Below are 12,742 nucleotides of genomic sequence, written 5' to 3'. Positions count from 1 at the left end.
CAGCCCTTCTCGACAAACGGCGGATTTTACTGGCCGGAGGAGAGCTTCTTCTCGCTGAACAGTCGAGCCTTTAAGGCACCTTACCCATAATGGGAATTTTCTCATATCGTCCAAGCTTCCGAATTTCGTCACCGGTTCCGCATCAGTCCAAGCTTGAGCAAGCTCCTGTGGCAAGGGCCCAAAATTAGCTAACAAGCGGTTTTTCAGCAAGTAATACCGCAATTTAACATAGAATAATACAATTACTTAGCTGTTAATCGGTGATGTACGAAAGCAATTCACACGCAGATTTTAAAAATTAAAATATAATATTTATTATATCAAAAATGCCATTAATCCCGATGTGGGACCTTCCTTTCTCACGAAGGAGAGGTAGCCAGCATAGAGAGTCCGTTTCGATTTCTTGAGTCGAACCTGCGCTTCGGTTGCTTCTGTCCAATCACGGTTAAAAACAAAAGCCGCGACCCTAGTGGCCGCGGCTTTTGCTACTGAAAAGCAAGGAGTTGTTAGAACAGGAAGTCGAAGCCGATATTGACCAGTCGCTCCTCCCCGGCCGAGTACGTGGCGTTGATGACGGCCTGCTTCAGCACGTCGATCCAGATACCGCCGCCGAAGCCGGTGTGGTAGGCGTCGAGGCCCTTCTCGATGTCGTAGCGGCTGTATACCCGGCCGGCGTCGGCCAGGCCCATGATGCCGAACTTGCCGGGCACCAGGTAGGCGTTGAAGGTAAACAGCTGTAGGCGCACCTCGGCGTTGGCGTAGGTCATGCTGCGGCCGGCGTAGCGGGTGCGGCGGTAGCCGCGCAGGTTGGTGGTGCCGCCCAGGGTGTTGGCCTGGTAGAAGCGGTAGTCGCCCAGGTTGCGGGCGGCCCCAATGCGGCCGGCCCAGGTGAGCTGGAAGGGGAAGTTCGGCGACACGTAGAAGCGTACTTCCGAGGCCAGACGGCCGTACTTCAGCTTTTCGCCGTTGAGCTGGCTGTTGTATTCGGCCGAGTTGTACCAGCGCAGGCCGATGCGCGGGTTGATGGGCGAAGAGCTGGCGTCGAGGTTGAGGTAGGCCTTGCCGCCGAGGTAGCGGTTCATCCCGAAATCGGACTCGCGGATGCCGGCGGCGGCGCCGGTAAAGCCGTTGTCGATGCCGGACTGGATTTCGCGGCCGATCTGGGCGCGGTCGATGCGCCACTGGTCGTACTGCGGCCCGATGCCGAACTTCAGGAAGCTGAACACGTCGGTTTCCAGCGTGGGCGAGAAGTTGAAGCGCGAGAAGCGGATGCGGTAGGTGTCGTTGATGGCGCGGTTGCCGAGCGGGTTGCCGCTGCCTTCGCCCTGGGCTACGTTGCGGGTGTCGTTGCCTTCGCCGAAGTAGTTGTAGAGCAGCTGCGGGCCGTAGAGCTGCGAGCTGACGCGCAGGTCGTACTTGCCGAGCACGTCGGTGAAGACGCCGGTGTAGCGCACGTTGTAGGCCTGGCGCGAGGGGGCGTAGTTGGCCACCAGCGTCTGCTCGGTGGCAAACGGCTCGCGGCGGAAGCCGTAGGTGCGCAGCGTGCCGCCGCCGCCCACGAACACGCCGTCGTCGACGTTGTAGCCGAAGTACACGGCCGGGCCGAAGTAGGGCAGCTTGTAGTCGCGCTTGTTGGTGCGCGTGGGGTAGTCGTACTGGCTCACTTCGGTGCCCGGCGCCAGGCGCAGGCGCGTTTCCTTGCCCGGCACGATGACGTTGCCCGAGTCGGCGTCGTACACCTGCACCGAATGGGGCCGCAGGAAGGAGCCGCCTTTGGTCGATTCGTCGACGATGGTGTCGCGGTCGATGCCGCCGATGATGCGCAGGCGGATGCTGCTGGGCTCGTTGCCCCGCACGCGGTAGGAGTCGTTGCCGGCGAAGCCGTAGAGGCGGATTTCGTCGGTTACCTCGCCGTTGTAGGTCTGGTCCCAGAGGGTTTTGGTGGTCTTGCCCTCCTTGTTGACCTTCTTCACCAGCACGCGGGTTTTGTTGTCGGGCAGGCGCTCCACTACGAACCGCTCCTGCTTCTCGCTGCCCTTCACCTCCACTTTTTCGCTGAGCAGGCGGAAGTAGTCCTCGGCCAGCTGGGGCAGCAGGTCGCGGCGGCTCTTGAGCTTGGCGGCTATTTCGGGGCCGTGCAGCTTGTAGATTTGCTCGGGCCAGCGCGTGCGCAGGGCCGAGTCGATGGCCGCGTCGGTGAGGCGGCGCTTCATATCCTCGGCGGTTTCCACCCAGTCCTTGCGCGACATCTCGCCCAGGAACACGCGGTCATTGCTGAGCGCCGTGAGGTTCAGGCCTTTCCAGTCGGCGTAGTCTTCGCCGAAGTCCTGGAAGTTGCGCACGGCCCACTTGCGGCGAGCCAGCCAGGGGAAGAACCCGTCGCCCTTGAAGAAGGCAATATCGCGGTCTTCGGGCACGGCCGTGAAGGTCCGGTCCCCGTCCTCGTTCTTGCTTTCGGCCCAGCGCCACTGGTCCTCGTGCCGGTCCCAGTCGCCGATCCACATATCGAACAGGCGCGAGCGGACGAAGGCTTTGCCCTTGATGTGGTTGTCGTTGTCCTGGCGCATGCGCTCCAGCACCTTATCAGTGCCCACCAGGTTGGTGGCGAAGTTCAGCGAGGCCACGTTGCTCTGGTCGTCCTTGGCGTCTTCCTCCAGCGCGGCGGGCGTGTCCTGGAAGCGGGCCAGGTACTGGCCCAGCAGCGGGTCGCGGGGGATGTAGCGCAGCTCGGGGTTGGTGTGCAGAATGCCGGCACGGGCAGCCAGCGGCGGCAGCACGATGGAGCCGTAGGGGTGCTGGGCCGAAATCTGGTCCTGCAGAATGTCCTTGGCGGCCGATTCGCGCAGGGCCTCCGGCAGCACGGCCGAGGGGTCCTTGTCGAGCCCGCGGATGGTGTAGTTGCGGCCCTCCTCGTTGCGCACTTTCAGCGAGGCCGTCTGCTTACCCCCGCCGATGCGGTAGGCTTCGAGGCCGCCCTTCTCCGTGGCCAGGTCAAGCACCGGAAACTTCACCGGCGTGGCCCACTCGGCGCGGTAGTGCTTGCCGAACAGGGCCTGGTGGAAGCCGCTGCGCTCGGCGTAGCGCGGGTTCACGGCCACGGTCACCGTCGAGTCCTTGTAGTTGGGCCGGCCCTTGATGTCGACGTTGAACGGGTCGGGGCCGGTGGGGGCGTCGCCGGCAATGGCCTGCTTGGCATACAGCGCCTGGCGGTACACGATGCGGCCCGACTCGCCGCGGTCGTTCGGAATCCAGTATTCCAGCCACACCTCGCCGTTGTTGTAGTAGTTCACGCGGGCCCAGCCTTTCTCTTTGTCAGAGAAAAGGGCGTCGCCGTCGCGGCCGGTGCGCACGTGCTGGGTTTTGCAGCCCGAGCCCGACACGATCTGGTGCAGGTCGCCGACCTTGAAGTACTGCAGGTTGTGCTCGTGCCCGGCGGCGTAAATGGTGTTCGGGTACTTGGCAAAAATGTCCATCAACCCCTTCTTGTACTGCTGGTACAAGGGGTGCGGAATGTCCTGCGAGATGCCGCCGTACTTGCGCGCAAACGGGTACACCGAGCCGATAATCGGGAACGGGATGAAGGCGTACTTGTAGACGATGCTCAGCGGAAACAGGTGGTCGGCCAGGGTGAAGTAGCCGCCGTGGATGCCGTCGGAGAAGATGGGGTGGTGGGCAATGACCACCACGTTCTTGTTGCGGTGCTTGGCCATCAAATCCTCCAGCTGGGTGAAGAAGTCGGCCTCGTTGGCCACGCCGCAGCCGCTGTTGGCGCCGTAGGGACGCTCCGAGGTCTGCAGAAACCACTGCGAGTTGATGGCAATGATGGCCAGGTTATCCTGCACCAGGATTTCGTAGGGCCCGGGGCAGCCGTTGGCCGGCACGTAGAAGGCCCCGGTGCGCGTGAAGGCGGCCGAGTCCTTGTTCATGTAATCCTCGATGAAGTTCTGGGCCCGGATAACCTGGTCGAGCGAGCCTTTCTGGCCCTGTTTCCAGTCGTGGTTGCCCGGAATCATGTACTTCTCGCCCTTGTAGTTGCGCAGCACGTTGATCTGCTCGATCAGGCGCTGCTCCGACACCTTGCGGTCGAGGGCGCCGGTGGGCGGCAGGCCGTACTCGTAGATGTTGTCGCCGAGGTAGATGGTGGTGCTCCGCTCGCCTTCTTTCATGATCTGCCGGCGCAGAAAGTTGAGCGACGGCTCGCCGCCGGCTTCGGGCAGAGCGGGCTTGCCCACGTCGCCGATCATGAACACGGTGTAGGTGAGCTTGGAGCTGTCGGGCGGAGTGGTTTTTTCCCAGTCCTTGCCGATGCCGCGGTAATTCGGGCGTTCGGGGTGGGCGGTCTGGGTTTTGGTGCCTTGGGCGTGGGCCGAAAACCACGGCCCCAGGCTGCCGACCAGCATCAGGAAGCTAGTCAGGAGAAGTCGGCTCATAAGCGAGGATTGGAGAGAGAAGGTGCGGGTACAGGAGCGGCTCGGCGGGCCGGGCCACCACGGGCGGCGGGCGCGTCACTGCCCGATACGCAGGCCGGCCGCCTGGCGTTGGGCGCCGATACGCACCGCCGGGTAACGGGGTTGGCGCGGGGCGGCCAAACCTGACGGGCGTACTTGCGTTGAAATGCCGTTGGCGCGGCGCTGCCGCCGCCCTGCGCCCCTCTCTCAATGGAACCGACCCCGACCCTGAAACCGGCCAAGGCCGAAATCATCAAGCAAGCCAAAGCCTACATCGAGCAGCTGTTCGAGGAAAAAATGCCGCGCCAGCTGGTCTACCACAGCTTCAAGCACACCAACACCGTGGCCAAGGAAGCCGCCGCGCTGGGCCAGGCCGCCAAGCTCGACGCGGCCGACCAGGAGGCGCTGGTGCTGGCCGCCTGGTTTCACGACGCCGGCTACATCGATAAGTACGACGGCCACGAGTACCGCAGCATGGAAATAGCGGAGCAGTGGCTGACGGAAAAAAACTACCCGGCCGAGCGCATTGCCCTCATCAAGGACATCATCCGGGCCACCCACCGCGACGAAAAGCGCGACACCGAGCTGGCCAAGCTGATGGTGGACGCCGACATGAGCAACCTGGGCCGCGAAGACTGCCTGGCCGACGCCGAGCTGCTGCGCACCGAGTGGGAAGCCACCCAGGGCAAGGTGTACACCAACGCCCAGTGGGCCGAGTTTCAGCTCGACTTCCTGCTTCAGCACAAGTACCTGAGCGAAGCGGGCAAGGACCGCTACAAAGGTCAGCTCAAGGACAACATCAAGGACCAGCGCAAGTCGCTGAAAAAGCAGGAGAAAAAGGAGAAGAAGAAGGAGGAAGAGGCTCAGGGCTACGCCGAAGGCAAGCGCGGGGTGGAAACCATGTTCCGCTCGACCTACAGCCAGCACCAGCGCCTCTCGCAGATGGCCGACCAGAAGGCCAACATGATGATCAGCCTGAACACGGTATTGCTGTCGGTCATCATCACCTACCTCGGCGCCAAAACCTCCACCATCGGCCCGGCTTTCACCAAAAACCCCGTGCTGGCCATTCCGATGGGTTTGCTGGTGGCCACCGCGCTGGCCTCGGTCGTTACCGCCATTCTCTCGGCCCAGCCCGACGTGACGGCCTTCAAGTGGCTGCGCCGCTCCCCGCAGATTGCCACCAACCGCCGCGTCAACATCCTCTTCTTCGGCAACTTCACCAAGCTTAGCCTCGACCACTTTCAGGACGGCATGCACGAGCTGATGCGCGACCGGGACCTGCTCTACAACAACATGATAACCGACATTTACTACCTCGGTGAAGTGTTGTCGCGCAAGTACCGCCTGCTGCGCGTGAGCTACACCATCTTCATGGTCGGCCTGATTCTGACCGCCCTGGCCTTTGGCATCGTGCTGCTGTATAAGGCATAACGGCCTGTTCTGGACTGATAACGTGCTGGAGGGCACAACGCCGTGCTCCCAGCAACGCGCCGGATGCGGCACGGACGTTTGTTGCGCCGTATTTGGCCTTGCGCGAAGGGGTGCTCCATAACAAACAAAAAACCGCGTTTCCGTCATGGAAACGCGGTTTCGTGTAGCCGCGACGGGAATCGAACCCATATCAAGCGTTTAGGAAACGCCTATTCTATCCGTTGAACTACGCAGCCGGTTTTCGGTATCAGCAAAAATACACCGAAACTCCGGCGGGCCCAAATACTGGCACTTCGGGTAGCAACGCATATGGCAGGCTGTTCGGGTAGCGCGTGCCGCGAAACAGACGGGTTTGAATACTTTGGGCTCGGCTGCCCGCGTTTGCCCGTTACCGCATTCTAGATACTCCTGCCATGAATTACTTATCGCTCATTGCGTCCGGTCTGATTCTTTGGGGCCTGAATTCCTGCGGCCACGCGGCCGATTCGCCCGCTGCGGCTACTGCCGCTTCTCACACGATGGACAAGCAACCGGTGAGCCTGCACCCGGACCGGGCAGCTATTCTGCGCGACTTCAATTCCTGGTACGCTTACCATTACCGGCAGATACACTTAGCCCGGCACTTTGAAGGTCTGGATACCGCCGCGCAGCCCTTGGAGCGGCATGCGTTTCTCACGCGCCTGGCAACGGGGCGGTACGTGGCCTTTCAGACGCTGACCCAAAGCGGCGTGCCTTACTACCAGCTGCACGCCCTAACCAGCCCCAACCCGGACATCGTAAGAACCATCCAGCAAAGCGCCAACACCGAGCTGCGGCACGAGCAAATGGAAGGCAAGCCGCTACCGGCTTACGCCTTCACCGACCTGGACGGCCGCCGCTATACCCCGGAAACCACCCGGGGCAAGCTGCTGGTAATCAAGTGCTGGTTTATCGGCTGCTTTGCCTGCGTGCAGGAGTTTCCGCAGCTCAACCGCTTGGTGGCGCGCTACCCCAACCGGCCGGATGTGCTTTTCGTCAGCCTGGCCTTCGACCAGCCCCAGGCTCTGACGGATTTCCTGAAAAAACACGCGTTTCAGTACGCGGTAGTACCGCAGCAGCGCCCGTACATGGAGCAGCAACTCGGCGTGGATACGTACCCAACCCACATCTTGGTGGACCGCACGGGGCGCGTGGCTAAAGTGACCAACACCATAGAGGACCTGGAGCCGACCATGGCCGAGCTAGCCGCGGCCACGCCTCGCTAGGGGATGGATAGCAAGCCCAAAGAACGTCCGGCTTCAGCTGGCGTCCGCGCAGCCGAAGCCGGACGACCTGAAAAGCTTCCGAACACCTTTTCGATTACTATCCACTTCCCTTGAACCGCTGCTGGCGGGGCACGGCCCGTCGGGCGTTGGCTCAGATTGGCCGGCTTATAATGCTCGTAAAATATCCGCCGCGCGGGTGGGCGCGTATAGCCGGCGTGGCCTGCTACTCCTCCAACCTTTTTCGTCCGCATGGGCCTGCTCGATGACCTGCGCGCCGCGCGCCGCGCAGCCGGCCGGCGGCACCCGGCGGCACCTGGCCACGCCGCAGCCGACGATACCCAGCCCGCGCTGCTGCTGATTCCCGATATCAGCGGCTTCACGCGTTTTATTGCCGAGGCCCATCACCCGCAGGCCCCGCACCTGGTGGCCGACCTGCTCGAAATCCTCATCGAAGCCAACTGCCTGAATTTGGAAGTGGCCGAAATTCAGGGCGACGCTATTCTCTTTTACCGCCTGGGCGAGCCACCGCCGGTAGCCGAGCTGGTGGAGCAGTGCCGCCGCATCTTCCTCGATTTTCAGAACTACCTGCAGTTGGTGGCCCGCGACACCAACTCGGAATTGGCGGCGGCGCTGCACGAGGCCGGCCTCACGCTCAAAATCATCGGGCATTACGGCCGGGTGAGCGTGGCCGATATCCGGGAGTTTCGCAAACTGCTCGGGCGCGACGTGATAGTGGCCCACCGCCTGCTCAAGAACAACGTGGTCGGCTCGGAGTACGTGCTGCTCACCGAGGGCTACCTCAACACCCAGCAGCCCGCCGAAGTGGCCCGCTGCTTTGCTTGGACGCGCCTGCAGCCCAGCGCCACCCGCTACGATTACCTGGGCGACATTCGCTACTTCTACGCTTACCTCACGCCCCTGCGCCTGCTGGTGCAAGCCGAAATCGACCAGGGCAAGCTGCCGGTGACCTGCCGCGTACTGGCCCGGCGCACCGTGGCCGCCCCCTTGAGCCAGGTGCTGCGCGTAGTGAGCAACCTGCGCCTGCGCCCGCGCTGGCTGGCTGGCACCACCGCCGTGCATTACGACGTGACGAAAGCCCACCGTCCCGGCGCCAACTACAAGCTGGACCTCTACGCGGGCCAGATCGACCTGCAGGTAGTGCAGCGCCTCGAATCCGATGGCCACACCGAATACGTGGAAAAAGTGGCTCACTGGCGCCTGTTTCCCAACGCCTTGCTTTTCTTTCGCCTCGAAGTCGTCGACGACCAGCACTGCCTCGTTACGATGGAATTTCGCTACGGCCACGTAGCCAGTGCCCACCGCCTCATCCGCAAAGGCCAGCTGCAGCGCCTGCAGCGCTGGCTGGGCCAGTCGGTGCGACAATTGGCGGCGCTGTTCGGGGCCTGAGTGATTCCCACACTTGGGTGGGGCGTGCGGGCGCTGGCTGTCCCAATAAGCGGTTTTCGGTCACGACAGCGGCCGGGCTCGTGCGCGGCGGCTGGGGACGGGCGCTCAGGGCCCGTAACTAGGTGGCAAGCAGCCAACCGCGTAGCGCACAACGACCCACTCGATGTCCCTCGACCTGCCGCTCTGCCTGCAGGCTGAGGATACCGTAGCGGCCAGTAGGGCGCGTAAGACCTGATGGACCCTGCGGCCCGGAGGCGCAGTCAATTGCTGCTAGGGCCTTGGTTGCTGCTCGTCTACCGCACGGCCGGTCACACGCCGTCTGCATAATTTAATGACCTAACGATAACGCCGGCTTCACGACGGCATAACGGCGGCGCGCGTACTTCGAACCGGATTTCAACCCACTGGTTATGAGCCGCTCCGTGCTTGATTCGACCTCTTCCGCCCCGGCTTGGCTGCGCCGGCTGAGCTACGCGCTCTGCGAGCTGATTCTGCTGCTGGCCTACCGCACCGGCAGCCTGATGGCCTGGCAGCGCAGCCTGCACGGCGCCGGCCGGCAGGCCTGGCGCCCGGCCCGGGTGCGGCGCCGCTACCAACTGCGCACCGCTGCCTGATGCGCCCGCGCAAGCGCCGCCTCGACGTGGCGGTCATTTCCGATGTGCACCTGGGCACCTACGGCTGCCACGCCCGCGAGCTGCTGCGCTACCTGAAGAGCATCAAGCCGCGGGTGCTGGTGCTCAACGGCGACATCGTCGACATCTGGCAGTTCAGCAAAAGCTACTGGCCCGCCGCCCACATGCAGGTGGTGCGCCACCTGGCCGGGCTGGCCGCCAAGGGCACCCGCATCCACTACCTCACCGGCAACCACGACGAGCTGCTGCGCCGCTTTGCCGGCACCCGCCTCGGCGCGCTCAGCATCGAAAACAAGCTGGTGCTCGACCTGCCCCACGGCCGCACCTGGCTGTTTCACGGCGACGTGTTCGACGTGACCATGCGCCACTCGCGCTGGCTGGCCAAGCTCGGCGCCGAGGGCTACGATTTGCTGATTTTGCTCAACCGCCTCGTCAACTGGGGGCTGCGCCGGCTGGGGCGCCCGCGCGTGCAGCTCTCCAAGCTGGTGAAGGACCGCGTGAAAAGCGCCGTGAGCCTGGTCAGTGACTTCGAGCAGACGGCCGCCCGCATTGCCATCGACGAAGGCTACCAGTACGTGGCCTGCGGGCACATTCACTGCCCCGACATTCGGGAAGTAGCCACCGCGCGGGGCCGCGTCACCTACCTCAACTCCGGCGACTGGGTGGAAAACCTCACCGCCCTCGAATACACCGCCGCCGCGGGCTGGCAGCTCTACCGCTACGCCGACGACCCGCCGATGCAGCACGCCGAAACCAGCGAAGCGGACGCCAGCGAAACCTCCGCCGATGCCCTGCTGGCCGAGCTGCTGAAGGAATTTCACCTCCACCGCAGCCCCAATTCATAATTCAGCATTCATAATTCAGAATTGGAACCCCGTATCCTCTACGCCATCCAGGGCACCGGCAACGGCCACCTCGCCCGCGCCCTCGACGTGGTATCCCTGCTGCGGCAGCGGGCCGCCCGCCTCGACGTGCTGGTGAGCGGCCCGCCGGCCGATCTGCCCCTGCCCTTCCCGGTGCGCTACCGCTGCCACGGCCTAGGCTTTATCTTCGGCAAAAAGGGCGGCGTCGATTTTGCCCGCACCTTCTGGCAGCTGAAGTCGGCGCGGCTGCTGCGCGAGATTGAGCAGCTGCGGGTGCAGGACTACGACCTGGTCATCAGCGACTTTGAGCCCGTGTCGGCCTGGGCCTGCCAGCTGCGCGGGGTGCCCTGCGTGGCCCTGAGCCACCAGAGCGCGGTGCTGCACCCGCTGGCCCCGCGGCCCGATACCCTCGACCTCATGGGCCGGGCCGTGCTGCGCCACTACGCCCCGAGCACCGCCCAGTACGGCTTTCATTTCCAGCCCTACGCGCCGGGCATCAGCACGCCCGTCATCCGCCAGCAGGTGCGCGCCCTCACGCCCCGCGACGAGGGCCATTACACCGTGTACCTGCCGGCCTTCGACGAAGCCACGCTGGTGCAGCGCCTGCGCTACCTCAGCCGGGCCGTAACCTGGGAAGTGTTCAGCAAGCACAGCCCGGTGGAGGCCGAGCACGGCAACGTGCGGGTGCGCCCGGTGAGCGGCGCGGCCTTCCTCGACTCGCTGGCCCGCAGCACTGGCGTGCTCTGCGGCGCCGGCTTCGAAACGCCCGCCGAGGCCCTGTACCTGGGCAAAAAGCTGCTGGTGGTGCCCATGAAAAACCAGTTTGAGCAGCAGTGCAACGCCGCCGCCCTGGCCGCTATGGGCGTGCCGGTGGTGAAGAGCCTCAAGGACAAGCACCTGCCCCGCCTCGACCACTGGCTGCACCACGGCCAGCCGGTACCCGTCGACTACCCCGACCAAACCGCCGCCGTCATCGACAAGCTGCTGCTGGAGCAGCTGCCCGCCGGCGTGCGGCCGGTAGCACAGCCCGCGCTGCAACTGGCGTTGTAGCGCGGGCTGTGCCTCGTGCGTTGTAGCGCGAACTTTCAGTTCGCGTATTGTTGAGCGACCATTGTGCGCTCGGCTCGGACATCAGCAACGATACGCGAACTGAAAGTTGACTGCGTCGACCCGCGGTTCGCCCTACAGCCCGCTTTCCTTCGTTCACTTCGGCATGCCCGATTCCCTCTCCCCGGCCCTGCCGCCCGCTTTCTTCCCGCCGACGTCGCCCGCCGCGTACCACCGCGCCGATTTCGGGCCCGATTTCCACTGGGGCGTCTCCACGGCGGCGTACCAGATTGAAGGCTCGGGCGACTGCGACGGCAAGGGCCCGAGCATCTGGGACGAGTTTGTGCGGCGGCCGGGCAAGATCAAGCGCGGGGAGCACGGCCACGAGGCCTGCGACTTCTACCGCCGCTGGCCCCAGGACCTGGACCTGCTGCGCGCGCTGCACGTGCCGAATTACCGCTTCTCGGTGGCCTGGTCGCGGGTGCTGCCCCAGGGCACCGGCCCGGTGAACCCGGCCGGCCTCGACTACTACGACCGGCTGGTCGACGGCTGCCTGGCGCGCGGCATCGAGCCCTGGCTGACGCTTTACCATTGGGACTTGCCGCTGGCCCTGCAGCAGCGCGGCGGCTGGCAAAACCGCGCCGTGGTGGGCTGGTTCACCGATTTCACCGAGCTGATGGCCCGCCGCCTCGGCGACCGGGTGCGCCACTGGATGGTGCTCAACGAGCCGATGGTGTTCGTGGGCGCCGGCCACTTGCTGGGTATTCACGCCCCCGGCAAGCGCGGGCTGGGCGCCTTTCTGGCCGCTACCCACCACGCCGCCCTGGCCCAGGCCGAAGGCGGCCGGGCCCTGCGCGCCGCCCTGCCCGCCGCGGCGCAGATCGGCACCACCTTTTCCTGCTCCTACGTGACGCCCGCCCGTCCCGGCCTGCCCCGCGACGAGCGCGCCACTCGCCGCGCCGACGCCCTGCTCAACCGCCTGTTCGTGGAGCCCGCGCTGGGCCTGGGCTACCCCGTCGACGCGCTGCCCTGGCTGGGCTGGCTGGAGCGCTACATCCGGCCCGGCGACGAGCAGCGCCTTCCTTTTGCCTTCGACTTTCTGGGCGTGCAGAACTACACCCGCGAGGTGGTGCGCCACTCCCCCTTCGTGCCGCTGCTCTGGGCCACGCTGGTGGGCGCGGCCAAACGCCGGGTGCCGCACACCACCATGGGCTGGGAAGTGTACCCCGAAAGCCTCTACCACATGCTGTGGCAATTCAGCGCGTATCCGCAGGCGCCCCGGCTTATCGTGACCGAAAACGGCGCGGCCTTTCCCGACGAAGCGCCGCTGAATGGCCGCCTGCCCGACCCCGCCCGGCAGGCCTACCTGCAGGCCGCCATCGGGCAGGTGCTGCGGGCCCGGCGCGAGGGCGTGCCGGTGGACGGTTACTTCGCCTGGTCGTTTACCGACAACTTCGAGTGGGCCGAGGGCTACCGGCCGCGCTTCGGGCTGGTGCACGTCGACTACGCCACCCAGCGGCGCACGGTGAAGGACTCGGGCTGGTGGTACCGCGACCTGCTGGCCGGCGCGGCGGCGCCTTCGGCAAGCGGCCAGCGGCTTCACGATACGATAACCCGGCCGTAACGCCCCCGCAACAAGCCCCAAATAGCTTTGGCGCATCATTCAA

At 64.5% G+C, this 12,742-nt stretch carries 8 protein-coding genes and 1 tRNA gene; 7 read left to right on the top strand and 2 right to left on the bottom strand.

Translation table 11 applies throughout. The features are described from left to right. Nucleotides 1-506: 506 nt before the first annotated feature. On the bottom strand, nucleotides 507-4,430 hold the full coding sequence (locus tag FDY95_RS09255) for a metallophosphoesterase (protein ID WP_246073972.1): 3,924 nt from the start codon (nucleotides 4,428-4,430) through the stop codon (nucleotides 507-509). 228 nt (nucleotides 4,431-4,658) lie between these two features. Between FDY95_RS09255 and FDY95_RS09250 the strand changes: the two genes are divergently transcribed. Beyond that, nucleotides 4,659-5,882 carry a Pycsar system effector family protein gene (locus tag FDY95_RS09250; protein ID WP_138077012.1) on the top strand — a complete coding sequence of 408 codons (1,224 nt, stop codon included), beginning with the start codon at nucleotides 4,659-4,661 and terminating at the stop codon, nucleotides 5,880-5,882. A 164-nt stretch (nucleotides 5,883-6,046) separates the two neighbouring features. Here the strand turns inward: FDY95_RS09250 and FDY95_RS09245 are convergent. After that, nucleotides 6,047-6,118: transfer RNA gene (locus tag FDY95_RS09245), tRNA-Arg, on the bottom strand. A 177-nt stretch (nucleotides 6,119-6,295) separates the two neighbouring features. On the opposite strand from FDY95_RS09245, the gene FDY95_RS09240 reads away from it, so the two are divergent. The 6 genes from FDY95_RS09240 (at nucleotide 6,296) to FDY95_RS09215 (ending at nucleotide 12,699) form a co-directional block, all read left to right on the top strand. Beyond that, nucleotides 6,296-7,126 (top strand): TlpA family protein disulfide reductase, encoded by an 831-nt coding sequence (locus FDY95_RS09240; RefSeq protein ID WP_138077010.1) that lies wholly within the window; start codon nucleotides 6,296-6,298, stop codon nucleotides 7,124-7,126. A 249-nt stretch (nucleotides 7,127-7,375) separates the two neighbouring features. After that, nucleotides 7,376-8,533 (top strand): DUF2652 domain-containing protein, encoded by a 1,158-nt coding sequence (locus FDY95_RS09235; protein ID WP_138077008.1) that lies wholly within the window; start codon nucleotides 7,376-7,378, stop codon nucleotides 8,531-8,533. A 410-nt stretch (nucleotides 8,534-8,943) separates the two neighbouring features. Beyond that, the gene (locus tag FDY95_RS09230; protein WP_138077006.1) at nucleotides 8,944-9,147 is read left to right on the top strand and encodes a hypothetical protein; all 204 of its coding nucleotides are present in this window, start codon (nucleotides 8,944-8,946) and stop codon (nucleotides 9,145-9,147) included. Then, nucleotides 9,147-10,010 carry a UDP-2,3-diacylglucosamine diphosphatase gene (locus FDY95_RS09225; RefSeq protein ID WP_138077004.1) on the top strand — a complete coding sequence of 288 codons (864 nt, stop codon included), beginning with the start codon at nucleotides 9,147-9,149 and terminating at the stop codon, nucleotides 10,008-10,010. The genes FDY95_RS09230 and FDY95_RS09225 overlap by 1 nt, the downstream gene beginning before the upstream one ends. A 21-nt stretch (nucleotides 10,011-10,031) precedes the next feature. Continuing rightward, complete coding sequence (locus tag FDY95_RS09220) at nucleotides 10,032-11,078, top strand: glycosyltransferase family protein (protein WP_138077002.1); 1,047 nt, start codon at nucleotides 10,032-10,034, stop codon at nucleotides 11,076-11,078. Nucleotides 11,079-11,241: 163 nt separating this feature from the next. Further along, nucleotides 11,242-12,699 (top strand): GH1 family beta-glucosidase, encoded by a 1,458-nt coding sequence (locus FDY95_RS09215; protein ID WP_138077000.1) that lies wholly within the window; start codon nucleotides 11,242-11,244, stop codon nucleotides 12,697-12,699. Nucleotides 12,700-12,742 lie beyond the last annotated feature (43 nt).

It is taken from the genome of Hymenobacter jeollabukensis, assembly GCF_005771675.1.
In the GTDB taxonomy this organism is placed as follows: Bacteria; Bacteroidota; Bacteroidia; order Cytophagales; family Hymenobacteraceae; genus Solirubrum; species Solirubrum jeollabukense.
This window is presented reverse-complemented; position numbering and strand designations above follow the sequence as displayed.

Coding starts and splice junctions, on each gene's coding strand:
- FDY95_RS09255 (WP_246073972.1), bottom strand. CDS start 4,430: ATGAGCCGACTTCTCCTGACTAGCTTCCTGATGCTGGTCGGCAGCCTG.
- FDY95_RS09250 (WP_138077012.1), top strand. CDS start 4,659: ATGGAACCGACCCCGACCCTGAAACCGGCCAAGGCCGAAATCATCAAG.
- FDY95_RS09240 (WP_138077010.1), top strand. CDS start 6,296: ATGAATTACTTATCGCTCATTGCGTCCGGTCTGATTCTTTGGGGCCTG.
- FDY95_RS09235 (WP_138077008.1), top strand. CDS start 7,376: ATGGGCCTGCTCGATGACCTGCGCGCCGCGCGCCGCGCAGCCGGCCGG.
- FDY95_RS09230 (WP_138077006.1), top strand. CDS start 8,944: ATGAGCCGCTCCGTGCTTGATTCGACCTCTTCCGCCCCGGCTTGGCTG.
- FDY95_RS09225 (WP_138077004.1), top strand. CDS start 9,147: ATGCGCCCGCGCAAGCGCCGCCTCGACGTGGCGGTCATTTCCGATGTG.
- FDY95_RS09215 (WP_138077000.1), top strand. CDS start 11,242: ATGCCCGATTCCCTCTCCCCGGCCCTGCCGCCCGCTTTCTTCCCGCCG.